At 69.2% G+C, this 24,405-nt stretch carries 25 protein-coding genes, 1 tRNA gene and 1 riboswitch; of the genes, 12 read left to right on the top strand and 14 right to left on the bottom strand.

Annotation, left to right across the window (positions count from 1 at the left end):
- Positions 1-61: 61 nt before the first annotated feature.
- From ACFY2X_RS21430 to ACFY2X_RS21405, 6 genes are read right to left on the bottom strand one after another with little or no spacing between them, the layout of a single operon-like run.
- A complete protein-coding gene (locus ACFY2X_RS21430; RefSeq protein ID WP_389940242.1) occupies positions 62-1,477 on the bottom strand; it encodes a protein kinase in 1,416 nt (471 codons plus the stop codon).
- Positions 1,478-2,932 (bottom strand): peptidoglycan D,D-transpeptidase FtsI family protein, encoded by a 1,455-nt coding sequence (locus ACFY2X_RS21425; RefSeq protein ID WP_389940240.1) that lies wholly within the window; start codon positions 2,930-2,932, stop codon positions 1,478-1,480.
- The gene (locus tag ACFY2X_RS21420; protein WP_389940238.1) at positions 2,929-4,305 is read right to left on the bottom strand and encodes an FtsW/RodA/SpoVE family cell cycle protein; all 1,377 of its coding nucleotides are present in this window, start codon (positions 4,303-4,305) and stop codon (positions 2,929-2,931) included. Before ACFY2X_RS21420 ends, ACFY2X_RS21425 begins: the two co-directional genes overlap by 4 nt.
- Positions 4,306-4,309: 4 nt before the next feature.
- Positions 4,310-5,653 carry a Stp1/IreP family PP2C-type Ser/Thr phosphatase gene (locus ACFY2X_RS21415; RefSeq protein WP_389940237.1) on the bottom strand — a complete coding sequence of 448 codons (1,344 nt, stop codon included), beginning with the start codon at positions 5,651-5,653 and terminating at the stop codon, positions 4,310-4,312.
- Positions 5,650-6,117, bottom strand: coding sequence for an FHA domain-containing protein (locus ACFY2X_RS21410; RefSeq protein WP_389940235.1), 468 nt, complete (start codon positions 6,115-6,117; stop codon positions 5,650-5,652). Before ACFY2X_RS21410 ends, ACFY2X_RS21415 begins: the two co-directional genes overlap by 4 nt.
- Before the next feature lie 17 nt (positions 6,118-6,134).
- The gene (locus ACFY2X_RS21405; protein WP_389940233.1) at positions 6,135-6,875 is read right to left on the bottom strand and encodes an FhaA domain-containing protein; all 741 of its coding nucleotides are present in this window, start codon (positions 6,873-6,875) and stop codon (positions 6,135-6,137) included.
- 160 nt (positions 6,876-7,035) lie between these two features.
- Between ACFY2X_RS21405 and ACFY2X_RS21400 the strand changes: the two genes are divergently transcribed.
- Positions 7,036-7,118: transfer RNA gene (locus tag ACFY2X_RS21400), tRNA-Leu, on the top strand.
- A 376-nt stretch (positions 7,119-7,494) separates the two neighbouring features.
- On the opposite strand, the gene ACFY2X_RS21395 is transcribed toward ACFY2X_RS21400, so the two are convergent.
- On the bottom strand, positions 7,495-8,529 hold the full coding sequence (locus ACFY2X_RS21395; protein WP_389940232.1) for a hemolysin family protein: 1,035 nt from the start codon (positions 8,527-8,529) through the stop codon (positions 7,495-7,497).
- Positions 8,526-9,965: a hemolysin family protein gene (locus ACFY2X_RS21390; RefSeq protein ID WP_389940231.1), complete on the bottom strand. Its 1,440-nt coding sequence runs from the start codon at positions 9,963-9,965 to the stop codon at positions 8,526-8,528. Before ACFY2X_RS21390 ends, ACFY2X_RS21395 begins: the two co-directional genes overlap by 4 nt.
- A 328-nt stretch (positions 9,966-10,293) precedes the next feature.
- Between ACFY2X_RS21390 and ACFY2X_RS21385 the strand changes: the two genes are divergently transcribed.
- Positions 10,294-11,589 carry an LCP family protein gene (locus ACFY2X_RS21385; RefSeq protein WP_389940230.1) on the top strand — a complete coding sequence of 432 codons (1,296 nt, stop codon included), beginning with the start codon at positions 10,294-10,296 and terminating at the stop codon, positions 11,587-11,589.
- Between the two features lie 44 nt (positions 11,590-11,633).
- Here the strand turns inward: ACFY2X_RS21385 and ACFY2X_RS21380 are convergent, their stop codons facing one another.
- Positions 11,634-12,287: a GPP34 family phosphoprotein gene (locus ACFY2X_RS21380; protein WP_389940229.1), complete on the bottom strand. Its 654-nt coding sequence runs from the start codon at positions 12,285-12,287 to the stop codon at positions 11,634-11,636.
- 82 nt (positions 12,288-12,369) lie between these two features.
- On the opposite strand from ACFY2X_RS21380, the gene ACFY2X_RS21375 reads away from it, so the two are divergent.
- The 4 genes from ACFY2X_RS21375 (at position 12,370) to ACFY2X_RS21360 (ending at position 15,807) form a co-directional block, all read left to right on the top strand.
- Positions 12,370-12,939 (top strand): DM13 domain-containing protein, encoded by a 570-nt coding sequence (locus tag ACFY2X_RS21375; protein WP_389940228.1) that lies wholly within the window; start codon positions 12,370-12,372, stop codon positions 12,937-12,939.
- A gap of 15 nt (positions 12,940-12,954) precedes the next feature.
- Positions 12,955-13,560, top strand: coding sequence for a TenA family protein (locus tag ACFY2X_RS21370; RefSeq protein WP_389940227.1), 606 nt, complete (start codon positions 12,955-12,957; stop codon positions 13,558-13,560).
- A gap of 360 nt (positions 13,561-13,920) precedes the next feature.
- A complete protein-coding gene (locus ACFY2X_RS21365) occupies positions 13,921-14,253 on the top strand; it encodes a rhodanese-like domain-containing protein (protein ID WP_389940226.1) in 333 nt (110 codons plus the stop codon).
- Positions 14,254-14,329: 76 nt separating this feature from the next.
- Positions 14,330-14,471, top strand: a riboswitch (TPP riboswitch).
- A complete protein-coding gene (locus tag ACFY2X_RS21360; RefSeq protein WP_389940225.1) occupies positions 14,461-15,807 on the top strand; it encodes a purine-cytosine permease family protein in 1,347 nt (448 codons plus the stop codon). (Overlaps the previous riboswitch by 11 nt.)
- 122 nt (positions 15,808-15,929) lie before the next feature.
- On the opposite strand, the gene ACFY2X_RS21355 is transcribed toward ACFY2X_RS21360, so the two are convergent.
- Positions 15,930-16,538 carry a methylated-DNA--[protein]-cysteine S-methyltransferase gene (locus ACFY2X_RS21355; RefSeq protein ID WP_389940224.1) on the bottom strand — a complete coding sequence of 203 codons (609 nt, stop codon included), beginning with the start codon at positions 16,536-16,538 and terminating at the stop codon, positions 15,930-15,932.
- A gap of 74 nt (positions 16,539-16,612) precedes the next feature.
- On the opposite strand from ACFY2X_RS21355, the gene ACFY2X_RS21350 reads away from it, so the two are divergent.
- Positions 16,613-18,538: a PAS domain S-box protein gene (locus ACFY2X_RS21350; RefSeq protein WP_389940223.1), complete on the top strand. Its 1,926-nt coding sequence runs from the start codon at positions 16,613-16,615 to the stop codon at positions 18,536-18,538.
- 153 nt (positions 18,539-18,691) lie between these two features.
- Positions 18,692-19,141, top strand: coding sequence for an ATP-binding protein (locus ACFY2X_RS21345; protein ID WP_389940222.1), 450 nt, complete (start codon positions 18,692-18,694; stop codon positions 19,139-19,141).
- A gap of 48 nt (positions 19,142-19,189) precedes the next feature.
- Here ACFY2X_RS21345 and ACFY2X_RS21340 read toward each other — a convergent pair whose 3' ends face one another.
- Genes ACFY2X_RS21340 through ACFY2X_RS21330 form a run of 3 tightly spaced genes read right to left on the bottom strand, consistent with a single transcriptional unit; the run spans position 19,190 to position 20,380 of the window.
- Positions 19,190-19,885, bottom strand: coding sequence for a YidC/Oxa1 family membrane protein insertase (locus tag ACFY2X_RS21340; RefSeq protein ID WP_389940221.1), 696 nt, complete (start codon positions 19,883-19,885; stop codon positions 19,190-19,192).
- A 58-nt stretch (positions 19,886-19,943) separates the two neighbouring features.
- The gene (locus ACFY2X_RS21335) at positions 19,944-20,213 is read right to left on the bottom strand and encodes a DUF6412 domain-containing protein (protein ID WP_389940220.1); all 270 of its coding nucleotides are present in this window, start codon (positions 20,211-20,213) and stop codon (positions 19,944-19,946) included.
- Complete coding sequence (locus tag ACFY2X_RS21330; RefSeq protein WP_389940219.1) at positions 20,210-20,380, bottom strand: hypothetical protein; 171 nt, start codon at positions 20,378-20,380, stop codon at positions 20,210-20,212. Before ACFY2X_RS21330 ends, ACFY2X_RS21335 begins: the two co-directional genes overlap by 4 nt.
- Positions 20,381-20,497: 117 nt before the next feature.
- On the opposite strand from ACFY2X_RS21330, the gene ACFY2X_RS21325 reads away from it, so the two are divergent.
- Together ACFY2X_RS21325 and ACFY2X_RS21320 are read left to right on the top strand one after the other, a co-directional pair.
- Complete coding sequence (locus ACFY2X_RS21325; RefSeq protein ID WP_389940218.1) at positions 20,498-21,193, top strand: response regulator transcription factor; 696 nt, start codon at positions 20,498-20,500, stop codon at positions 21,191-21,193.
- On the top strand, positions 21,190-22,317 hold the full coding sequence (locus ACFY2X_RS21320; protein ID WP_389940217.1) for a sensor histidine kinase: 1,128 nt from the start codon (positions 21,190-21,192) through the stop codon (positions 22,315-22,317). Before ACFY2X_RS21325 ends, ACFY2X_RS21320 begins: the two co-directional genes overlap by 4 nt.
- Before the next feature lie 22 nt (positions 22,318-22,339).
- On the opposite strand, the gene ACFY2X_RS21315 is transcribed toward ACFY2X_RS21320, so the two are convergent.
- A complete protein-coding gene (locus ACFY2X_RS21315) occupies positions 22,340-22,870 on the bottom strand; it encodes a hypothetical protein (protein WP_389940216.1) in 531 nt (176 codons plus the stop codon).
- 222 nt (positions 22,871-23,092) lie between these two features.
- Between ACFY2X_RS21315 and ACFY2X_RS21310 the strand changes: the two genes are divergently transcribed.
- Positions 23,093-23,446 (top strand): STAS domain-containing protein, encoded by a 354-nt coding sequence (locus tag ACFY2X_RS21310; RefSeq protein WP_389940215.1) that lies wholly within the window; start codon positions 23,093-23,095, stop codon positions 23,444-23,446.
- Positions 23,443-24,123: a glycosyltransferase gene (locus ACFY2X_RS21305; protein WP_389940214.1), complete on the top strand. Its 681-nt coding sequence runs from the start codon at positions 23,443-23,445 to the stop codon at positions 24,121-24,123. The genes ACFY2X_RS21310 and ACFY2X_RS21305 overlap by 4 nt, the downstream gene beginning before the upstream one ends.
- Positions 24,124-24,405: the final 282 nt, after the last annotated feature.

Genomic DNA, 24,405 nt, shown 5'->3' with positions numbered 1-24,405 from the left:
TTCATCTTGGGTGCCGGTGAGCTCTTGAGCCACCGGTGTCCATCATCGACCCCTTGCCGCATCACGTCTCCCCATTCGGAGGGGTTGTGTTCTCCGGTTCGGGAGTGGTGCTCGGTGTGAGGCTCGGTGTCGCCGTCGGCGCGGTGGGCGTCGGAGTCGAGGTCGTCGGGCTGGGGCTGGGTGATGGCGACTGGGTCGGCTTGGTCGGCCGGGTGCTGGGCGTGGCCGATGTGCTTACCGTAGCGGACGGCGTAGGCGAAGGGCGGAGCGACTTCGTCGGCGAAGCCGGTGGCCTGCTCCTCACCGTTTTGGTCTTGCTCGTCCGGGGGGTTGGGGTCTTGACGGTCGGACTCAGCGGAGCGGTCGGCTTCTCCGAGCCGCTGGTGCCGTTGTGATCCCCCAGATTCTGGGCGGCGAGCGTGCCCAGCCCGACGGCGACGGCGGCGCATCCCGCCGCGGCGACGATCACCGTCGTCCGGCGCAGGCCGCGCCGCCTCGGGGTGCCCTTCCCCGGCCGTGCCGGAGCCGGAACCGCACCGGTCGAACCCGGGCCGGAGTCGGGATGGATGGTCAGGGCGGGGGTGACCTCACGAGGCCACTCGGTCGCGGGCTCCGCCCGCCACCCCGCCGGATCGGTGAGCATGGCCAGGTCTGCCGCGCCCGCGGTGGCGAGCGACCCGCGCAGCGCGTGCGCCCGGTCGGCCAGCTCCCTGGCGCCGGCCGGCCGGTGGCCGGGATCCTTGGACAGGCACGCCATGACCAGCTCGCGCACCGCCGGCGGCACGCTGGCGGGCAGCGGCGGCGGGGTCTCGCCGATGTGCATGAGCGCGACCGCCACCGGGGTCTCGGAGACGAACGGCGCACGGCCCGCCAGGCACTCGTAGGCGACCACGCCGAGCGAGTAGATGTCGGTGGCGAAGGTCAGCGGGACTCCCGACGCCTGCTCGGGGCTGACGTACTGCACGGTGCCGAGCACGGTGCCCGTCTGGGTCACCGACGCGGCCTCCAGCGCCCGGGCGATGCCGAAATCCGTGATCTTGATCATGCCGGTCACGGTGACCAGAAGATTGCCGGGCTTGATGTCCCGGTGGATGATCCCCGAGCTGTGCGCGGCGTGCAGTCCCTTGGCGGTCTGGTGGATCACGTCGAGGGTGTTCTCGACGCTGAGCCTGCCGTCGCGGGCCAGGATGGTCGCGAGAGACTCGCCGGAGACCAGCTCCATCACGAGATAGGCGACGTCGTCGGCTTCGCCGTAGTCGAAGACCTGGGCGATGGCGGGGTCGGACAGCCCGGCCGTGATCCGGGCCTCCGTGCGGAACCGCGCGCGGAAGGCCGGGTCGGCCGCCACGTGCCGGCGCAGCAGCTTCACCGCCACCTCGCGGCCGAGCAGCTCGTCCTTGGCCCGCCAGACCTCGCCCATGCCGCCCGCCGCGATCCGCCCCAGCGGGCGGTATCGGCCTCCGAGCAACGCGGTCATCTAATTCAGCACCGCTTCCATCACGCTCTTGGCGATGGGCGCCGCGGTGTGGCCACCGGAGGCGTCGTCTCCGGCGCTGCCGGCCTCGACGATGAGCGCGAGGGCGACCTTGGGGTTCTCGGCCGGGGCGAAGGAGATGAACCACGCGTGCGCCGGCTTGCCCGGGGCGGTCTCGGCGGTGCCGGTCTTGCCGGCGACGGTCACGTTCGGGATCTGCGCGGCGGTGGCGGTGCCGTTCTTGACGACGTTGACCATCATCTCCCGCAGCTTGGCCGCGCTCTCCTCACTGATCGCGGTGGAGAGCTCGTCGGGGTCGGCGGACTCGACCTCGCCGCCCTCGGCGTCCACGATCTTGTTCACCAGGTAGGGCTTCATGACCACGCCGTTGTTGGCGACGCCCGCGGCGACCAGCGCCATCTGCAGCGGGGTCATCCGGTTGCTGCGCTGGCCGATGGAGGCCTGGGCGAGCGCGGCCTGGTCCTCCTCCGGGCCGAAGTCGCTGGCCGTGACCGGCATCGGGATCTTCAGCGCGTCGCCGCCGATGCCGAACTTCTCGGCCTGCTCTTTCATCGTGCTGTAGCCGAGATCCATGCCGATCTTGCCGAACGGCGTGTTGCACGAGCGCTCCAGCGCGTACGACAGCGTCACGCGTCCGGAACCGCACGCCGAGCCGCCGTGGTTGGGCAGGTCGGCGGTGGTGTTGGGCAGGTCGAGCCGCGTGGGGGCGTTCACCTGGGTCTGCGGGCCGAGGGTGTCGTCGCTCTCCAGGTAGGCGGCCAGGGTGACCACCTTGAAGGTCGAGCCCGGCGCGTAGGTCTGGTTGATCGTCCGGTTCAGCAGCGGCTGGTCCTTGTCCTTCTCCAGCTTCTTGGAGGCCTGGTTGACCGTGTCTTTGTTCGCCTTGGACAGCAGGTTGGGGTCGTAGGTGGGAACCGAGACCATGGCGAGGATCGCCCCGGTCTTCGGCTCGATCGCGACGAGCGCGCCCTTCTTGCCGCTGGCGCTCAGCGCCTTGTAGGCGGCCTCCTGCGCCCTGGGGTTGATCGTCAGGTCGACGCTGGCGCCCTTGGTCTGCTTGTTGCTGAACAGGTCGATGCTGCGCCGGATCAGCAGGTCAGGGCTGGTGCCGTTGAGCAGGTCGTTCTCGGCCCGTTCGATCTCTTGCGTGCTCTCCGGCGCGAAGAAGCCGGTGACGGGCGCGTAGATCTTGCCCTCGGGATAGCGGCGCTCGTAGCGGTAGTCGAGGCTGCCGGTGTCGACCGACTCGGCGAGCACCTTGTTACCCGCGGTGATTCGGCCGCGCTCGACCTTGTAGCGGGCGAGGAAGTTGCGGACGTTGCGGGAGTCCGAGCGCAGATCATCGGCCCGCACGACCTGCAGGTAGTTGACGTTGATCATGAGCAGGCCGAACATGAGCAGGCAGGCCAGGGCCATGCGCTTGAGGGGTCCGTTCATCGCTGGAACACCTGCGTCATTCCTTCGTCCTGGATGGCCTGGGGCGGTGGCTTCCTGGCCGCGTCCGACATCCGTACCAGCAGCGCGATGAGGATCCAGTTGGCCAGCAGCGCCGAGCCGCCCTGTGACATGAACGGGGTGACCAGGCCGGTGAGCGGGATCAGGTTGGTGACGCCGCCGACGATGATGAAGACCTGCCAGGCCAGGATGAACGACAGGCCGCCCGCCAGCAGTTTGGAGAACGGGTCGCGGGCCGCGATCGAGGTGCGCAGGCCGCGCTCGACCAGCAGGGCGTAGACCATCAGCAGGGCCATCAGTCCGGTCAGGCCCAGCTCCTCGCCGGTGGCGGGGAAGATGAAGTCGGAGATGGCCAGGGGGATGCGCTCGGGATTGCCCTGGCCGAGCCCGGTGCCGAGGATCCCGCCGGTGGCCATGCTGAACAGACCCTGCATGAGCTGCTCGCTGCCACCGGGCTTGGTGTAGAGCTCCGGGTCTTCAGGGTTGAGATAGACCTCGAAGCGGTCGTGCACGTGGCTGAAGACCATCCCGGCGAGGATCGCGCCGCCGACGAAGAGCAGGATGCCGATCAGCACCCACGACGTGCGCTGGGTGGCGATGTAGAGCATCGCGATGAACGTGCCGAAGATCAGCAGTGAGGAGCCGAGGTCCTTCTGCATGACCAGCACGCCGAGGCTCAGGCCCCAGACGATGAGGATCGGGCCGAGGTCGCGGGCGCGGGGCAGGTCGATGAAGAGCAGCCGCCGGCCGGCCAGCGCCAGCACGTCACGCTTGGCGACCAGGTAGCCGGTGAAGAAGATGATCAGGGCGAGCTTGGCGAACTCGGCGGGCTGGAGGGTGAAGCCGCCGAGCTTGATCCAGATGCGGGCGCCGTTGATGTCTTCACCGATGATCGGCAGCAGCGGGGAGATCAGCAGGAGCAGACCGGCCGCACCCGCCGTATAGGTCAGCCGCTGCAGCGCACGATGGTCGCGCAGCACGATCAGCGTCACGCTGAACATGACGACCCCGACGGCCGTCCACAGGAGCTGGGTGGTGGCCGAGGCGCCGAACGCCTTGACCTGTTCGAGGCGATAGATCATCACCAGCCCGAGGCCGTTGATCAGCGTCACCAGGGGCAGGATCAGCGGGTCGGCCCAGGGGGCGAACTTGGCCAGCACCAGGTAGGCGGCCAGCATGAGGCCGCCCAGGCCCAGACCGTAGGTGAGCATGCCCGCAGGGACTTGCTTGTCGATCGCCAGCCCCACGTTGGCGTAGGCGGCCATCACGATCGCGACCGCGAAGGCGAGCATCGCCAGCTGGGCCACCCGCCGCTTGGCGGGCATGAGGACGGGCTCGACGCTTGGGGTGCTCATGTGTCTAATGCGACCTTGTGGGTTCCGGGGTTGCGGTGCCGCTCGGCTGGGAGGTGGAGGAGGTCTGCCTGTTCTTTCCGTCGTTGTTCTTGCCGGTGGTGGTGGTCTTGTCTTCGTTGCCCCTGTCTGCGGGCTTCTGCGTGGCCGTCTTCAGCTCCTGGATCTTCCGCAGGCCCGCGTCGACGTTGGGGACGGGGATGCCGTCGCGGACCAGACCCTGCTGGAGCGCACCGAGAACCTTGACCGACTCGGTGGTGCTCCGGGCGACCTCGAAGAGCTCGAAGGGGCCGAGATTGGTCTTCACGCCTTGGAAAACCACTATCTCATCCCCTTTCGCCCCTACGAAGTATTGATCTTTGAGCCATTGGTTCCCGAAGTACCAGCCTAGGCCGCTGCCGACCAGGACGACGCCTCCCACCGAGGCCAGAAACGGCCACATCCGACGACGCCTGGCCGGCCGCCTCGCGGCCCTGACGACCGGCTCGTCGAGGTCGTCGTCCGTGATGACCGGCTGGGGCATGGTGACCGCGGTGGCGCCGGGCGGGGTGTCCGTCACCTGCGTCCGCTGCCGGTTGGACCCGGCGGCTCCCACCACGGCGGCCTCGGCCGGGAGGGGGAAACCCTCGTCGACCTCCAGGACGTCGGCGAGCACGCAGGTGATGTTGTCGGGGCCGCCGCCGCGGTTGGCCAGGTCGATGAGCGTGCGGACCACCGTCTCGGGGTCGTCGATCGTGGAGAGCGTGTGATGCAGTGTCTCCGCGCTCACCACCCCGGACAACCCGTCGGAGCAGAGCAGGTAACGGTCGCCGACCTGAGCCTCGCGCAGGGACAGGTCGGGGTCGACCTCGCCGGTGCCGTCGAGCGCGCGCAGCAGGATCGACCGCTGCGGGTGGGTGGCGGCCTCCTCCTGGGTGATCCGGCCGTCGTCCACGAGTGACTGCACGAGGGTGTGATCGTGCGTGATCTGATAGAGCTCCCCGGCGCGCAGCAGGTAGGCGCGGGAGTCCCCGACGTGGACCAGGGCGATCCTCGTCCCGGACCACAGCATGGCGGTCAGGGTGGTGCCCATGCCCTTGAGGCTGGGATCCCGCCCCACCATCTCGTGGAGCCTGCGGTTGGCGTCGCGGACCGCGGTCTCGATGGCGCTGAGCAGATCACCACCGTGTGCCGCCTCGTCGAGGGACGACATTGTGGCGATGGCGACCGAACTGGCCACCTCACCGTGTGCGTGGCCGCCCATGCCGTCCGCGACGGCGAGCAAACGGCCACTGGCGTACGCCGAGTCCTCGTTACCTTCGCGGAGGAGGCCGACGTCAGAGCGGGCGGCGTAACGGAGTGCGATGGTCATTTGCGCAATTCGATGACGGTCTTGCCGATGCGGATCGGAACACCGAGCGGCACCGGAGTCGGGCGGGTGACTTTAGAGCGGTCGAGGTATGTGCCGTTGGTCGAACCAAGATCTTCCACGATCCACTGACCGTCCTGGGGGAAGAGCCGGGCATGCCGGCTGGAAGCGTAGTCGTCGCTGACTACCAGCGTGGCGTCGTTCGCCCGGCCGATGGTGATCGGCGTTTCCGAGAGGGTGATGGTGGTGCCCTGCAGGGGGCCACCGGTGACGACCATCTGCCGTGGCTCCCCCTTCTTGGGCTTGGCCGCGGGCTTGGCCGGCTTGGGGGCCTTGCGCGCGGGGACGGCCGCGGTGGTGCGTGATCCGAACAAATCTGTCCGGATCACGCCGACCGCGGCAATCACGAAGAACCACAGCAACGCGAGGAACGCGAGCCGGATCAGCAGCAGCGTGAGCTCGGACATGGACCGTCTGTTTACCTTTAATCGCGCCGGAAAACCAGGGTCGTTCGCCCCAGCGTCACGCGAGTGCCGTTCTGGAGCTCGACCCGGCGAACCGGCTGGCCGTTGACGAAGGTGCCGTTCGTGGAGCCCAGGTCGACCAGCACGACCTGCGGGCCTTCCACCCGCAGCTCGGCGTGGTGCCGGGACACGCCCGGGTCGACCAGCCGTAGATCACAGTCGGTGCCTCTGCCGAGCAGGGTCACCGGTGTGGTCAGGTCATAGGACCGCTGTCCCTGCGGGTCGTCCTGGGTCGAGACCAGCAGCCGGGGACGGCCCCCGAAGTTGTGTGACTTGGCCGGGGGAACGTCGCTCACGGGCTGGCGGATTTCGTCCTGCTCGACCGTGGCGCCCCGGATCACGCCGGAACGGATCCGGAACAGGCCGACGGCCAGATCGTCGGCGGTTTCGAAACGCACCCGGACGGGGCCCACGAAGGAGTAGCCCTGCTCCTTGGCGTACTCCCTGGCGAGGTTGGCGAGTTCGTGGCTGATGCTGTCCGCGTAGACCTCCAGGCGTTCGCTGTCCGTCATGGACAGCTCGACCACGAAGTCGTTCGGCACGAGCGTGCGTCCCTGTGCGACGATCGCCGCCCGCTCATCCATCTCCCGCTGAACCGCGCTGGCGACCTCGACCGGCTGAAGGTCAGATTTGAACGCCCGCGCAAACGCCCCCTCAACCAAGCCTTCGAGCCTTCGCTCGAAGCGCTGAAGGACTCCCACCGGGTACCTCCCTTCTTCCGTTCTATGTAGGTCACGGCCGCTCGGGGGCTCGTTCCTCGCTCTCCCGCATTCCAGCTCCCCTGCTCCGCGTCTAGGAGGATCGTATCCGGGTTCGTGGGTACCAGCCGATTCGTGCTAGTGTTTCGACCGCACCCAACAAGGGCGGGTGGCGGAACGGCAGACGCGCACGGTTCAGGTCCGTGTGTCCGAAAGGACGTGAGGGTTCAAATCCCTCCTCGCCCACTCGAACAAGACCCCGGTTGTGCGGACAGCGCACCGGGGTTTTGTCGTTTCCTCAAGAATCCGCGCTCCCATCGGGCCGTCCGTGGAGTCCGTGCCGGTCAGGCGATCATCGATCAAAGTATCCGTTCGCTCCGTTATAGAGAAGTCCCGGCCGTTGCGTGCGGTTCTTTTTGATTCTGGGGCGATATGTCATGCGTCCTCGTTCTAGCCACCGGTGCTTGCTGATCACTTTCGAACCGCTTGCACGTGCGCCGTGGCCTAGATCAAATTACGCTGACAGAGGAATCGGGCCGGAGGATCTTTCCGGCCCGATCGTTTCGCCTGCTGGAGGGTGTCCCGTAGATCCCCGATCGTGACGGAGGGGATCACGAGACCCCTAACGCGCGGCGAGAACCCGGACGTCCAGGAGCTCGCCGAGCAGGTCGGTGAGGCTCACCATGCCGGCCACCTCGCCGTTCTCGCCCGTGACGAGCCCCACATGGGCGTGGGCGTCCTGAAGGACGGAGACCGCCTCGGGAATCGTCGTGGTCTTCTCCAGCCGCGGCACCGGGCGGGCGAGCTCCGCGGGACTCGCCCCGGGCCGGATCAGGGCGTCCCTGATGTGCAGCACTCCCAGGACGTCGCCCGGCCTGCCCGAGTTGACCAGCAGGCGCAGATGCCCGCTGTCGGCGGAGGCCTGGCGCACCTGGGCCTGGGTGGCGTCCCCGGTCACGCAGGCGGCCTCCGCGATGGGCAGCATCAGCCGCTCGATCGGCTGCTGGTGGACCCGCAGGGCCCGGGTGAGCAGGTCGTGCTCGTCCCGGTCGAGCAGGCCCATCCGGCCTGACTCGCCGACCAGCATGGCGAGCTGGACCGGGGTCCTGGTGGTGGCCAGCTCGTCCCTGGGACGCACGCCGAACAGCCTGAGCACCGCGTTGGTCATGCCGTTGAGCGAGGCTAGCACCGGTCTGACCAGCCAGGTGAAACCACGGAACGGAAGGGCCAGGCCCATCGCGGCGGTCTCCGGATGGGTCAGCGCCCACGACTTGGGAGCCATCTCGCCGACCACCATGTGCAGGAAGGTGACCAGCGCCAGCGCGATCACCAGCGAGATGGGGACCCGCAGCGACTCGGGGAGACCGACCGCCGCGAAGACGGGCTCCAGCAGATGCTCGATGGCCGGCTCGGTCACCATGCCCAGGCCGAGCGAGCACAGCGTGATGCCGAGCTGGGCGCCGGCCAGCATCAGGGAGAGCTCCCTGCCGCCGCGTACGGCCGCGCGAGCGGTGATCCGGGTCAGCCTGCCCCCCTTGCCCGCGAGCTCTTCCAGGCGGTGCCTGCGGGCCGAGATGACCGCGAACTCCGCGGCGACGAAGAAGGCGTTGCCGATCAGCAGGGCCACGCCGATCAGCAGGGCCGTGACAGCGCTCATCGCCCGTCCACCGCGCTTCGCCCGATCAGGGCCGTGTCGTGGCCGCCCGCGCTCATCTGTGACGTCACCATCGTCGGTTCGTTCTCCTGGTCTTCCCCGGTCGTGACGGGTGTCAGCCGTACCCACTCGGGCACCCGGCGGTGTACGGACAGCACGGTGAGCACCGCGTCGGCCTCGTCGGCGCCGTCGCTTTCCAGGGGGTCGGTCTCCAGGGTCAACGTGACGGTGACCTGGTCGCCGGGCTCGGCCATCCGGCCGAGGGTGGCGAGCACCAGTCCGGCGATGGTGTCGTAGCCGTCGCTTTCGGGGAGCGACAGCTTGGTCGCCCGCTCGACCTCGTCGAGCCGCAGCGTGCCGGGCAGGTCCCAGGTGCCGTCGTCGTTGGCGACGACCCCCGCGGGTTCGGGGTCGTTCTCGTCGACCAGCTCGCCGACGAGTTCCTCGGCGAGGTCCTCGACGGTGACCACACCGGCGAGCCCGCCGTACTCGTCGATGACACATGCCAGGCCGTCGCGGGCGGCCCGCATGCGCTCCAGCACGGCCGGCAGCGGCAGCGAGTCCGGGACGAGCAGGGCGGAGCGGGTGATGTTCTCCAGCGGGCCGTCGGTCAGGCCCGACTTGAGCAGCTCCCGCACGCCGGTGACACCGACCACGTCCTCGCCGTTCTCGCTGCAGAGCACCGGATAGCGGGAGTGCCCGTGCTCGCGGATGGCGTCGAGCAGGTCGGAGATCGGTCGTTCGGCCCGGAGCAGCACCACGCGGGGGCGCGGCACCATGACGTCCTCGGCGGTGCGGTCGCCGAACTCCAGCGCGCGCTCAAGCAGCTCGGACAGCCGAGGCGGAAGGTCGCCGGCCGTGGCCGACTCGGAGATGATCCGGGACAGCTCCTCGGGGCTGGCGCCGTGCTCGACCTCCTCCACCGGTTCCACGCCGACCCGGCGCAGCAGGCCGGTGGCGGCGGCGTCGAAGAGCCGGATGACCGGTCCGGCGATTTTGAGGTAGATGATGGTCGAGCGGGCCAGGAACTTGGCCGCCGGCTCGGCACGGGCGATGCCGAGGTTCTTCGGAGCCAGCTCACCGAGCACCATCTGGATGACGGTGGCGATCACGACGGCCATCGCGACCGCGATGCCCGGCACGGCCGCCCGGGGCACGCCCGTGAGCTCCAGCCAGGGGCGGACCACGGTGGCGATGGCGGGTTCGGCGATGAAACCGACCAGCAGTGCGGTGACGGTGATGCCGAGCTGCGCGCCCGACAGCATGAACGACAGCCGCCCCGTCACCTCCAGCGCGCGCCCGGCGGCGAGGTCACCGGCGTCGGCCTGTTCGCGCAGCACGCCGCGGTCGGCGGCCACGAAGGCGAACTCCTGGGCTACGAAGAAGCCGGTGGCGAGGGTGAGGAGCAGTACGGCCAGCAGGCCGAGAGCCGTGTTCACCGGGCGGCTCTCCCGGTCTGATCAGCGGTTCCCGTGCGTTCGCACGGGCAGGTATTCCAGGTTCCCGTGCGTTCGCACGGGCAGGTACTCCAGGGGTCCGAGGCGGACACGATCATCCTTTCGAGCAGAGGCCGTTCTCTACCGTAACGATCCTTGAGTCGGTCGATGTTTCCCGATCGGCCTACGAACGCATTGTTAGTGGATAAGTACCCTTGTGTGTACTTTTCCATGGGGAAACCTTTGCAACGTGCCTGCGTGCGCTTGAACCACGACGTAGCGTCGATAATGACGTTCTCACTTTGAGATCAAGAGATGGCGGGGATACATCGTGGGTGACTGGCCGGAAGACGACGAGCGCACTCGTGCGTTGCGATCGCCCAAGCCCACGCCTCCGCCCGCGTCCTCGCGGGCGGGCGGGCAGTCCGCCCACCCGGTGCAGGGGCGGCAGGACCGGCCGGTGGCGGAGCCCGCTCCGGGGGCCGGACCGGGCGACACGAAGCCGAGGGCGACCTCAAGGGTCTACGGCAAGGCCAGGCAGGGTTCCAGCCCGGTCAGGCCGATGAAGGGCTCGGCCGCACCCGCCGGCGGCGGTTCCTCCGAAGGAGGCGGCGGCTTCTCCGGAGGAGGGAGGGGCGGGATCCGGATGCCGAACATCACCTGGCGGCCGAAGCGGCCGGGCAAGCTGGCCGTGCGGATCCTCGTCGGCCTGCTCGTCGTGCTGCTGGTGCTCGCCGTCGGCGGATATTTCATGATCAATTCAAGGCTGACCCGGATCGACGCGCTCGGAGAGTACGACGGCCGCCCGGCGGACACTCCCGGCACGAACTGGCTGCTGGTCGGCTCCGACAGCCGCCAGGGCCTGACCAAGGCCCAGCGCAGGAAGCTCGCCACCGGCAACTCCATCGGCCGCCGCACCGACACGATGATGCTGCTGCACATCCCCGACGGCGGCGACCGCCCGACGCTGGTCAGCCTCCCGCGTGACTCCTACGTGCCGATCGACGGCCACGGCCGCGGCAAGCTGAACGCCGCCTACGCCTTCCAGGACGGTGGCCCCAAGCTGCTCGTCAAGACCGTGGAGAAGGTCACCGGGATCCGGATCGACCACTACATGGAGATCGGCTTCGGTGGCTTCGTGGGCATCGTCGACGCCATCGGCGGGGTCGAGATCAACGTCAAGGAGAGCATCAAGGACCCCAAGGCGGGGATCGACCTGAAGAAGGGCCTGCAGGTGCTGGACGGCGGCACGGCCCTCGGCTACGTCCGCACCCGCGCCACCGGCGCCATCCCCGACTTCGACCGGACCCAGCGCCAGCGCCAGTTCTTCTCCGCCGTGGTGAAGAAGGCCGCCAGTCCCGGAGTCCTGATCAACCCCTTCCGATCGGTGCCGCTCGCGCTGAGCGCGGCGGACTCCGTGTCGGTCGATGGGGGCACCGGCGCCTTCAACCTGCTCTCCCTTGGCCTGGCCATGGGAGACAACCCGGTCACCACCGTCGTCCCGGTCGGCTCGCTGCCGACCATCAACGGCGAGGCGGTCGTCCAGTGGGACAGGGCCAAGGCCCTGCGCATGTTCGAGGCCCTGGCTCAGGACAAGCCGGTGCCCAAGGACGTCCTCGGCAAGTGACGGCTCGGGAGACCGGGGCGGCCGCGTTTCCGATGGAGGGCGGCTCAGCCGCTCGCGGCGACGGCTCCGGCGATCGTCGCGGCCATCACGGCGCTCATCACGGCGGAGTTGATGGCGGCGATGCTCTTGGCGACGGCCTCGCCGGCCCACTCGCCCTCGGTGATCTCCTTGATGCGCTTCTTGTCCGCGCCGGGGAACGCCTTACGGTCGATCTTGACCGCATGCAGGATGGCGACCAGCACGGCCACACGCTCGTCGGGATCGGCCCCGGACAGCACGTTCTGGACGCGCTCACGGATGCCCCGCTCGACGCTCGGGTCGCGTTCCGGGTAGCGGGTGCTGGGGAAGATTCCCAGGATCTTCCGCTGTTCCTCGTGCAGGACACCCTGCTCGGCCAGGCGGGAGAGCAGGCGCTTGCGGAGCTTGTTCGAATGAAACTTGTAGACCCACCAGTCGGGCTTGCGCTCCTTGGACTCCGCGGCGATCCGGGCCAGCGCCGTGTCGAGCTCCTCGTCCCCGAGGGGCGTGGAGTCCAGGACGGCGACCTTCTTGCCGACCAGTTCGATCCGGCCGTTGATGGCGAGTTCGGCCAGGAGAGAGCCGCCGAGCGCGGCGTCCAGCTCCGCTGAGCTGATCAGTTGTCTGCCCTCTTCCTCGCTGTAGGCGAGCAGGAGGACTTCTTCAGCAATGGTCGTCACTCCCCAACCCTACGGCGTAAGCACTACGTAAGCGTCGGAGGCCGATCCTCGGGATACCTTCGGCCTGAAGCAGGAGGTCACCATGAGAATCAAGAAACTGCTCCGTCATCCGGCCACCTGGGTGGCCGTGGCCTTGGGCGCCGTCGCCTTCGGCGTCGCCCTCTATCTGTTCCAGCCGTGGCGCCTGTTCACCACGGTCGAGGTGAACGAGGCCGCGCCGGCCGCGGTCGCGAGCCCGGGGGCCACGACCTCGCAGGCCACGGGCGCGCAGGCGCCGGGTAAGCCCGCGAAGCCGGCCGGCGGCCCGAAGACCCTGGCCACGGGGACGTTCGTCTCGCACGAGCACGACACCAGGGGCAAGGCCGTGGTCCTGAAACTGGCCGACGGAAGCCGGGTGCTCAGGATCGAGAACCTGGACACCTCCGACGGTCCCGACCTGCGGGTGTGGCTGAGCGACCAGCCGGTCAAGGAGGGCAAGGCCGGATGGTTCAACCTGGACGACGGCAAGCACCTCGAACTGGGCGCGCTCAAGGGCAACAAGGGCAACGCGAACTACGCCATCCCCGCCGGAGCCGACCTGGACAGCCTGAAGACCGTCACCATCTGGTGCAGGCGCTTCAGCGTCTCCTTCGGAGCGGCCGCCCTGGCCTGAGACAATGCTCTGCCTATGAGCATTTCTGCGGAACTCCACGCCATCGGCCGTCCCCTTGTCGAGGCGCAGCTCGCCCATCCGACGGTGGCGGGGATCGCGAGGGGAGACCTGGCGGAGCCGGTGTTCCGGTCGTGGCTGGAGCAGGACTACCTGTTCCTCCTCGACTACGTGCGGGTGTTCTCCCGGCTGGCCTGGCAGGCCCCTGACGCTCATCTGGGCGACCTGGTGGACCTGGCCCACGCCACCTTCCACGAGGAGCTCAGCCTGCACCGGTCGCTGTCGGCCGAGTTCGGCGCCGACCTCGACGGAGCGAAGAAAGGGCCGGCCTGCGCGGCCTACACCTCGTTCCTGCTCGACTCCGCGGCGGACTACGCCGACGGCCTGGCGGCGCTCTACCCCTGCATGTGGGGGTATTCGACCCTGGGCCGCATCCTCGCCGAGAACCCGCCCGCCGAGCCGCGCTACCGCGCCTGGGTCGACACCTACGCCCATCCGGGCTTCGCCGAGCTGACCGAGCGCATCGCCGTGATGATCGATGAGGCCGTGCCCGACCTGGACCGGGCCAAGGAGCTGTTCACCCGGGGGATGGCTCACGAGCTCGCCTTCTGGGACGTGCCCTGACCCGGCCCGCGTCACCTTCCGGCCGCCGGCGGAGCGCGACGACCCGGCTTCCGGCGGAAGCACGGCTGCGTCACCGGGGCCGAACCCGCTCACTACCTGGGCGTCACCAGGAATTTCGCCCTTAAAATCGGATCCGGGCTCGAAGACCGGGATACGCCGGTGCCGCGCGCCTCACCGGCGCCCGCGTGCCGGCCTTCACCGCCGGAGGCGTGCCCGCCGTACGGCATGCGGGCCGGAGCGGGGGCCGCCGCGATCGGCACGGAACGGCTGGATCCTCCTTAAGGGGATCTATGCATCCATGTCGGTGAGTTGCGGGCGGTCGAGCCACTTTGCGCCCCATCTGGTGACGGACTTGAAAGAATGAATGACATGACTGTTCCTGAGGTCGAAGTGCAGGCCGTGCCGGACGGCGCGTTCCTGCTTGACGTACGCGAGCACGACGAGTGGCGGGCCGGCCACGCGCCCACGGCCGTCCACATCCCGCTCGGCGAACTGCAGGCCCGGGTCGAAGAGGTGCCCAAGGGCGAGCCCGTATACGTCGTCTGCCGTGTCGGCGGCCGTTCCGCGCACGCCGCGGCCTGGCTCAACCACGTCGGCTGGGACGCGATCAACATCGGTGGCGGCATGCAGTCCTGGCACTTCGCCGGCCGTCCCATGGTCAGCGAGAGCGGCCAGGACCCGTTCGTGGCCTGACCTGACCCCTTGCGGGGATTCGCGGCCTGATTCACCCCCTTGCGCAGAGGGGAATGAATGACATAATTCAGGGCGAATTGTCTACCGCGGGAGCTCGGGCGCAAACCGGGCTGAGAGGGCGGAATCACGCAGAGGGTCGCTTATACCCTCCGGCGCGCCGCCGACCGCATGAACCTGTCCGGGTAATGCCGGCGTAGGGAGCGTTTCATGGCGCATGACGTCATCGATTCCAAGCATGCCGAGGCCCCCCTCACCCTCGACCAGGCTCCGCCGAAGACCCTCGGCATGCTCGACCAGGGCGCGTTCTGGGCCAACCTGGGCGTCAGCCTGCTCGGGTTCTCCTTCGCGCTCTACGTGGTCAACCCGCTGCTCGACGGCAACCCGCTCACCTTCACCGCGGCGCTGACCGCCTCCCTCGTCGGCAGCCTGATCGGCACCGCGATGGTCGGCCTCGCCGCGGTGCCGGGGGCGCAGACCGGCCAGCCCTCGATGGTGCTGCTGCGCGGGCTGTTCGGCGCGAAGCTCTCCTACGTCCCGACCGTGCTCAACATCATCCAGATGATCGGCTGGGGCGCGTTCGAGCTATGGGTCATCGCCATGGGCGCACAGGCGATCTTCGGGTCGTCCATCCCCTACGCGGTCTGGGCGATCGCGGCCGGGGTCCTGACGACCGCGCTGACCATCTATCCCCTGGGCGCGATCAGGCTGATCAGGCGGTTCGTCACGATCGGTGTGATTATCTCGGTGGCCTGGTTCGCGGTGGTCTTCCTCCGCGAGACCCCCGCCCAGACCGGCGGCTCCTGGCACGCCTTCGTGTCGGCCGTGGACTTCGTGATCGCCCTGTCGGTCTCGTGGGTGCCGGTCGCGGCGGACTACGCCAGGCACTCGCGCTCCAGCCGCGCCGCCTTCACCGGTGTCGTCGGCGGCTACACCATCGCCCAGGTGGCGTGCCTGGCCGTCGGCGTCTACGCGGTGGCGCTCGCCGGCCACGAGGTGGTGGACAGCCAGCCGACCGCCGTGTTCGCCCCCTTCGTGGCGGCCCCGCTCGGCGCGCTGTTCTTCGGCATCCTCGTGCTGCGCGAGACCGACCAGTCGTTCGCGAACGTCTATTCCACGGCGATGTCGCTGCAGAACCTGATGCCGCGGGTGGACCGCCGGATCTTCTCCGTGGTCATCGGCGTGCTGGCCACGGGCGTCGCCCTCGTCGTCGATGTCAACTCCTACGGGGCGTTCCTCAGCATCATCGGCGCGGTGTTCGTGCCGATGTTCGGTGTGCTGGCGGTCGACTACTTCCTGCTCGGCCACGGCAGGAACTGGGACACCTCCGAGAACGCGCCCTCCCGGTGGTCCATGGTGATCCCCTGGGTGCTCGGGTTCGTCACGTGGTGGCTGCTCGCCGCGCCGCCGAAGGTGCCGTGGTGGGCGAACTTCTGGAACGGCGTCAGGGAGGCCATCGGCTTCGTCCCGCAGCCGTGGATGAGCGCGGCCGTGGGCGCGTTCCTCGTCTCCGGTCTGATCACGCTCGGCCTCGGCGCGTTCCGCCGCCGCCTGTAGGCGGGGCGGCCACCGTACGGGTCGCGGGCGGTGACCCGCGAGGCTCACGGTGGCCGCTACGAGTCGCGGGCGGTGATCCGCGAGTCTCGCGGGCGGTGGTCATGAAGCCCTGTGGACGGTGGCTAGGAGCCCTGTGGGCGGTGGCTGGGAGCCGCCGGGCGAGTGGCTCCCGCCGCCGCCCTCTCGACGCGCAGCAGCCGCTCCTTGGCGGCGGCGCCTCCCGCGTAGCCGCCGAGGACGTTCTCGCTCTCGACCACCCGGTGGCAGGGCACGATCACGCAGACCGGGTTGCTCCCGAGCGCGTTGCCGACCGCGCGCAGCGCCCTCGGCCGGCCGATCCGCTCGGCGATCTCGCGGTAGGTGGTCACCGTTCCGTACGGCACGGCGAGCATCATGTGCAGCACGGTCCTGGCGAACGGGGTCGCCAGTTGCAGGTCGACCATGGCGGTGAAGGTGCGGAGCCTGCCGGAGAAGTAGGCGTCCAGCTCCCGGCGGACCGGGTCGAGCCGCCGGGCGTCCGGCCCGATGAACGAGCCGATCTCCCTGCTGACGCGCTCGAAGACGACGTTTTCGTTCTCGTAGCTGCACGCCACCACCCCTCGGCTCGTCACCGCGAGGGTCAGGCGTCCCACGGGGGCGTCCAGGGTGCCGAACGCGATGTCGGGGTGGGTTATCCCTATGTAGTCGGGCGAGGTCACCCGTAGCAGTGCGTCGAGGTCGCCGGATGACATGGCCCCACCCTTCCGTGTCCAGGTGTGTGGTGACCGCAGGGTATCGGACGGATCACCCTAACGAGTGTCAGCACATGCGGACGAAAGTGCCAAGATCAGGCTGGTTAACGCGGCACTATGGATGTGTGGGTGACAACAGGGCCGCCAGTGACGACGGCATCGGTCGCGCGGTCGTCGCCAGCGCGCCCAACGCGATCGTCGCCCTTGACCGGGACCAGACGGTTCTCACGTGGAATCCCGCCGCCGAGCGGCTGTTCGGCTGGTCCGCCACCGAACTGCTCGGCCGCCGTGCTCCGATGGTTCCCGAGGAGCTGATGGCCGAGCACAACGCGGTCCTGGAACGGGTCCGCACCGGTGGCCAGGTCTCGCTGCGGACCAGGCGGTTCCGGCGGGACGGCAGCCTGCTCGACGTGCGGGTGGACACCAGCGCGCTGCGGTCCGCGGCGGGAGCCCTGCTCGGCTACGTCAGCGTCTACCACCTGGCCCAGGACGATGAGACCGCCCACGACCGGGTCGCCCGCCGGGCGCAGCTCGTCCGCAGGCTCACCGACGTGGTCGCCGATATCAACGCCGAGCGGGAGCTGCCCGCCGTGCTCGACCGGATCGCGGCCAGCCTCGCCGAGCTCACGGGAGCGGACGCGGGCGGGTTCGTGCTCATCGAGGGCGACCGGGTCCGCCTCGTGGCCAGCCACAAACTTCCCGACTCGCTGCGCGACTCCACCGCCGACCTGCGCACCAGCCTGGTCGGCAAGCTGCTGCGCACCGGCAGGACCGTGATGCTGGAGACCGGCGACCAGGCCCGGCTGGACGAGCTGATCTGGTCGCAGCTGCCGGGCCTGCACACCATCGCGCTCGGTGTCGCGGCGGTGGGCGGCCGGCCGTACGGTGCGCTGTACGCCCTGTTCGCCAAGCGCAAGGCCGGTCACGTGGAGCTGGAACTGCTCGAACTGCTCGCCGGGCACGCCGGGATCGCCGTCGGCAACGCCATGGCCTACCAGGAGGCCGTACGGCAGCGCGCCCACGAGAGGGCCGTGTTCGACGCCAGCGCCGACGGCATCGCGGTCCTCGACGATCTGGGCCGGGTCATCCAGTGGAACCCGGCGGCCGCCGAGCTGACCGGTTTCCAGGCGGCCGACGTGATCGGCGGGCCGCCGCCGTTCCCGCTGCCCGAGCCGGGCGACAAGCTCACCCTCCAGCTTCCCTCCGGCGCCTGGCTGGACGTGCTCTGCGCGGAGATCGTGGAGACGGGCGAGATCGTGGTCGACTTCCGTGACGTCACGCGGGCCAAGGAGCTGGAGGAGGCCAAAGACCTCTTTCTCGCCACCACCAGCCATGAGCTGCGCACCCCGATCACGGTGGTCCGCGGTTTCGCCGGCACACTCGACTCGCGCTGGGACAGCATGACCGACGCCGAGCGCCGTGCCGCCGTGCACACCATCGCCGAGCGGGCGCGCTCTCTCGGCCAGCTCATGGACCACCTGCTGCTGGGCTCTCGCGCCGGGGCGGGTGAGCTGACGCTGAAGATCGAGGGTTTCGACCTCGCGGAGCTGCTCAGGGCCGCCACGCTGGGCCTGCCGGTTCTGTCGGACCTGCACCGGGTCGAGGTGAGCGTTCCCGCCGGCCTCCCCCTGGTCTCCGGCGACGCGCTCGCCACCGACATCGTGCTCGGCCAGCTTCTGGAGAACGCTTTCAAATATTCGCCGGATGGTGGCCTGATCAGGGTTGAAGCCTGGGTGGACAACGGCTGGGTGGTGGTGGTCGTGGACGACGAGGGCGTGGGCATCGCTCCGGCCAGCCGCGAACGCATTTTCGAACGCTTCGTCCAGGTGGACAGCGGTGACCGCCGCAGGTTCGGAGGAGTCGGCCTTGGCCTCTACATCGTGCGCAGCCTGGCTCGCGCCCAGGGGGGCGAGGTGACGGCGCATTCCCGCCCGGGAGGCGGGACCCGGATGCGGCTCGCCCTGCGCATTGCCGACACGCCAGGCGCCCTTACCTCATAGACACGCCGATCCGGTAACAACCCGGTAACGGAAATGCTGATCTATTGTCGAATGTGCACAACCTGTAATTGGGCTCCGGTTTCTAAGACCAAGCAACGGGGCATTTCGGTCGTACTGGGGTGTGTTCCTCAGGGGGAACAGGGATACGGGGAGGTGAGTGCGTCGAGCGTCGTTTTGTTGCCGTATGCACCGTCCAGCGTCGCCGTCGCACGCCAACGCCTCTGCTCTGACCTGCAGGAATGGGGGGTCTACGAGACCGCGATAGATGATGCGGTCCTCGTGGTGAGCGAGCTGCTGAGCAATGCGCTCCGGCACGCGCATCCGTTACCGTCGGGTCAGGTCAGGGTGGCTTGGCGCTGGATTGACGGACACGTTGAGGTTGCAGTGAGTGACGGCGGTGCCGCCACAGAGCCGCGCGCCGGACGGCCCACGCTCTCATCCCTGGGAGGCCGGGGGCTTGGCATCGTTGAATATCTGGCCACCAAATGGGGGGTCAGGCACGACGGCGAGATCACCACGGTCTGGGCGGTGGTCACGACTGTCGACACCGTAAGTAACGACCAGGTTTCCGTCCCCGAACCCGCCCTGCGGGAATGCGGATAGAAGGCCGTCCCGCCTCACCACGGTGAGGCGGGACGGCCTTCGTCCGGATCAGTGCCCGGTGAGGGCCGGGCGGTACAGCACCGCCCTTTCCGCGGCCGTCCACGCCGTGGTGACCAGCAGGTAGAGCCCCGCCGCGAGCGGCAGTACGGCCGCGACCAGCAGCGTCCCGAACGGCAGCAGCGGCATCACGTTGCGGAGCATCTCCGGCTGGACCTGATCGCCCATCGTGCGCCGCGCCCGCCGCGATGTGACCAACGCCACGGCGAACAGCAGGAGAAAGAGCCCGGCGAAGACCAGCGTGGGGCCGCTGAGCAGGCCGAAGCCCGCCACCGTGCTCGCGAACTGCTGCCCCAGCGGCACCCCGAACATGCCATGGGTGAGGAGCGCGTTCGCGTGCCCGGCGATCGTCGAGGAGGCGAAGGCCTGATACATCACCATGAAGAACGGCATCTGGGCCATTCCGGGAAGGCAGCCGGCCGTCAGTGAGGTTTTCTCACGGGCGTAGAGCGCGCCCAGCTCTCGCCGGAGCCGCTCGGGGTCGCGGCCGTGCCGCTTCTTCAGCGCCTGGACCTTCGGCGCCAGCAGTGCCTGCGCCCGCGCACCCCTGGCCTGCATGACGCTGAGCGGGAGCAGCAGGAGCCGCACGCCGAGTGTGAACAGGATGATCGCCAGCGCGGTGGAGTTCAGCGGCTGGGCGAGCGCGGCGATGAGATCGGCGGTGAACTCGATGACGGGGTCGAACATGGGGGCCCTTCTGAGCGGGATGGATTCAGCACAGAAGGCGCCCGCGATCGGGACGTGTCTACGCGGGCGCCGGGCCCGCGGACGGTGCTCTCGGCCGGGACCGCCCGGCCGCGTCGGGGTCGCGCTGCCGGACGAACATGGTCCGACCGGCACGCTCCCGCCTGGACAGCGGTGAGTCCTGCCCCGGCTCCGAGGCGACGGGCACCACACGCAGCGCCCAGGCGAGCAGGAGCACGCCCAGGCCGACCACGGCGGTCGCCGTCACGGCGCCGCCGCCGCCGTCGAACATCCAGACGAACAGCGTCTGGAGGGCGAGCAGTGCGTTCACTTCGAGAACTTGCCCACGATCGTGACCACGGCGACGACCGCGAAAGCCACCAGCGCCAGCACGAGCACGAGCTTGAACAGCCCGAACAGCGCGGGCAGCACAAGCCCGAAAACCACGTAAAGCGCGAGGATGGCGCCGAGGATCGCCATCACGGTACGACTACTCATAAGATCCACCGTATGCCGCAGGGCGGTTCGATGGGAGCCGCACGCATAACGATCCAGTGCTCACGGTGTGATGAAACCGTTTAGAGATCGGCCCTGCCCGGACCTACCGTGGAGAATATGAGCACGCGGATTCTGGTGGTCGAGGACGATCCGACGGTGGCCGAGGTCGTGGCCCGCTACCTGGAACGCGACGGTCACCTGGTCGAATGCGTCGGAGACGGCGCGGAGGCGCTCAGGCGCTCGCTGTCCGACCCGCCGGACCTGATGGTGCTCGACCTCATGCTGCCGAAGATGGACGGGCTCCAGGTCTGCAAGAAGCTCAGGGAGCGCTGGCCGGTCCCGGTGATCATGCTGACCGCGCTGGGCGAGGAGATCGACCGGGTCGTCGGCCTGGAGACCGGCGCCGACGACTACGTCACCAAACCGTTCAGCCCCCGCGAGCTGGCCCTGCGGGTGCAGTCCGTGCTGCGGCGGGCGCGCGGCGCCTCGGTGCCGAGCGGAACCGGCGTGCTCAGGGACGGCGCCCTGGTGGTCGACGTCGGCGCTCACGAGGTACGGCTAGGCGACGACCAGATCGTGCTGACCACCCGCGAGTTCGACCTCCTGGCCTATCTCATGCGCAACCCCCGCCAGGCCTTCAGCCGCTCCGCCCTGCTCGACCAGGTCTGGGGGTGGTCCTTCGGCGACTCCTCCACGGTGACCGTCCACGTCCGCCGCCTACGCGAGAAGATCGAACCGGATCCCACCGTCCCCCGGCGCATCGTCACGGTGTGGGGTGTCGGTTACCGCTACGAACCTCTGGCCGTGCCGTGATCCCCGAGATCCTGGTGATCGTCGCGGTCGCGGCGGGGCTCGGCCTGCTGGTCGCGCTGGCGGGGCTGGGCGTGATGTGGCTGCTGCGGAAGCGGTCGATCGGGGTGATGCTCGCGGTGGTCGCCGTGGTGACCGTCGTGGCGACGGTGGCCGGGGTGGTCGCCATCACCCTGAAAATGATCATCGACGGCACGCCCCGCGACATCGTGCTCAGCGTGGTCGCGGTCGGCGGCCTGGTGGGCCTGGGGGTCGCGACGGTGCTCGCCCGCCGGGTGGTGGCGGCCAGCCGCAAGCTCGTCGCCGCCGTGCACGCGGTGCCGCCTTCGGGGAGGTTCGTCCCTCCCCAAGGGCTTCCCGCCGAACTCGACACCATCGCCAGGACCCTCGAACAGGCCTACGAGCATCTCCGCGTGGGTCACGAACGCGAGCGCGCCCTGGAGAGCGCCCGCCGTGAGCTGGTCGCCTGGGTCAGCCACGATCTGCGCACCCCGCTGGCCGGGATGCGGGCCATGGCCGAGGCCCTGGAAGACGGTGTGGTCTCCGACCCGGAGACCACGGCCCGCTACCACCGGCAGATCCGCCTGGAGGTGGACCGGCTGTCGGGCATGGTGGGCGACCTGTTCGAGCTGTCCAAGATCCACGCGGGCGCGCTGCGCCTGTCCCGCGAGCGGGTCGGTCTCGGAGACCTGGTGGCCGACGCGCTCGCCGGGGCGGAGCCGCTGGCCCGCGCCAAGGGGGTGCGCCTGGACGGCCAGGCCGATCAGGCGGTCCCGGTCGAGGCCGACGCCGGGGAGCTCTCCCGAGCCTTGCGCAACCTGGTGGTCAACGCGATCAGGCACACCCCGGGCGACGGCACGGTCTGGGTGCGGGCGTCGGTGGAGAACGGGGTCGCCTGCCTGTCGGTCGCCGACTGCTGCGGCGGCATCCCGGCCGACGACCTGCCTCGGGTGTTCGACGTCGCCTTCCGCGGCGAGGCGGCCCGGACCCCCAACGCCGACGGCGCGGGAGCCGGGCTCGGCCTGGCGATCGCCCGAGGCATCGTCGAGGCCCACGAAGGAGCCATCGACGTCGTCAACGCCGGGCCCGGCTGCCGCTTCGAGATCCGGCTCCCGCTGTCCGCCTGAGGCCTCTCGGCCCGGGGCGGGGTCAGGCGGTCATGTCTCCGGCGACCTCGTGGAAGGTCGCCAGGGCCGGGACCTCGCCCTCGGGCTGGGCGGGGACGGTGAGGGTCACCTGGGTGTCCTCGCCGTTCTCCCCGTTCTCGCCGTCGTCGGGTTCGATCTGCTGGCACGAGGTCGGGATCCTCGGGGTGCCGAAGGATTCCGCCATGGCGCGGAAGGTCGGGCACGGCCAGCGCCACATGCAGCTGCGGCACCGCAGGATCGGGTGCGCCAGGTCGCTGGTGATGCCTCCCGCGTCGCGCGGCTGATGCAGGTCGAGGAGCCTGACCCCGAGCGTGGCGAAGCCGAGCAGCTCTTCTCGCGCTCCCTCGAGGAAGTCGAGGTCTTCGCTGGCCAGGCGGGTTCTGATGGGGACGTAGCCCTCACGGTTCACCAGGCCGCGAAGCGAGTTGGCCGCATCGTGCCACGAGGTGGCCTTCTCGGTTCGGGTGATCATGGACTCCAGGTGCTCCCGGAGCCGCTGCCGCTGGGGATCCTCAGGAAGGTCGGTGTTCATTGATGCGTTCGAGCCCGTTTCTACTCAACGGCCGCCACTGTCGTAGCGCAGGGACGGTCGGGAGATTCCGGGTCTCCCCCCTTTCCGGCTAAGCCGGTGTTGCACAGTGTCAAGTTTCGCGCACTCCGGGTTTCCATGGGGGCGAAACAGGGGACAAAGGGCCGACGACTCGGTTGGTCGAGAGAACGTGACCGGAGGCCTTTGCGCCGCTAGTGTGCGGCTGTGGAGCTAAAAGTCTCAACTCGATCTCATGCCGGACACACTGTCATGGCTATCGTCGGCGAAATCGACCTATATACCGCGCCTGGTCTGCAGTCCGAGTTCGCTCGGTTACTCCAGGAGAGTCCGGCCACTCACGTGGTCATCGACCTGTCCGGGGTGGAGTTCTGCGACTCCACCGGCATGAACGTACTGCTTTCGGCGCTCAAACGGCTACGAGAACGTGGCGGAACCCTGGAGTTGGCGGCCCCGAGGCCGGCCGTGCGTAAGATTCTCCAGGTCACCGGCCTCGACTCGGTGTTCACCGTGCACGAGTCCCTGCCGGAGAAGCTGCTGACGGCCAAACCGCAACGATGACCGGCACAGCGGTGATCATCCCCGCCAAGGATGAGGCCGACCGGATCGGCGCCACCGTGACCGCGGCTCTGGGACTTCCCGGTGTCGACCTCGTCGTGGTGGTGGACGACGGTTCGACCGACCAGACGGGGCGGGTGGCCAAGGCCGCCGGAGCCCGCGTCGTACGGCACAGCCGGAACCGGGGCAAGGCCGCCGCCATGGAGAGCGGTGCGGAGGTCGTTAGCCTGTTCGACGGCGACAGCCCGCGGCACCTGCTGTTCCTGGACGCCGACCTGGGTGAGACCGCGCGCACGGCCGAGCCCTTGATCGAGCCGGTCATGGCGGGCGAGGCGGACATGACCATCGCCGTGTTCGCCAATCGCGTGAAACTGGGCGGCCACGGGTTCGTGGTGAAGCTGGCGCGCGAGGGCATCGAACGCGCCACCGGCTGGGCACCCTCCCAGCCGCTCAACGGCCAGCGCTGCCTGACCAGGGCCGCCTTCGAGGCTGCCCAGCCTCTGGCCCACGGCTTCGGAGTGGAGACCGCCCTCACGATCGACCTGCTGCGCAAGGGGTTCCGCGTGAGGGAGGTCGAGGTGGAGATGGCCCACCGGGCCACCGGCACCGACTGGAGGGCCCAGCTCCATCGGGCCAGGCAGTTCCGCGACGTCGCCCGGGCCTTGCTGGTCCGCAGGTAGGCGGGTCTCCACGGCCGCGCCCGCTCGTCCCTCCCTCGCCGTACTTCGGCGGGCGTCCGTGCCGTTCTGTGCTGATTCATGCTGCCCTGCGCTGATTTGCGTAGGTATGTCTGTGTAGCTGATCCACGCCCGTCTGCGTGGCGGCTCGTGCGGCGGTCTGTGCGATGGCTCGTGCGGCGGCCTGTGCGATGGCTCGTGCGGCGGCCTGTGCGATGGCTCGTGCGGCGATCCGTGTAGCGGTCCGCGCCGGTCCGTTCCTGGAGCGCGGGTGGCCGGCCTGAG

It is taken from the genome of Streptosporangium sp. NPDC000396, assembly GCF_042898655.1.
Taxonomy (GTDB): domain Bacteria; phylum Actinomycetota; class Actinomycetes; order Streptosporangiales; family Streptosporangiaceae; genus Streptosporangium.
Note: the sequence above shows the minus strand (reverse complement) of the source record. Positions and strands in the feature narration are given on the sequence as shown.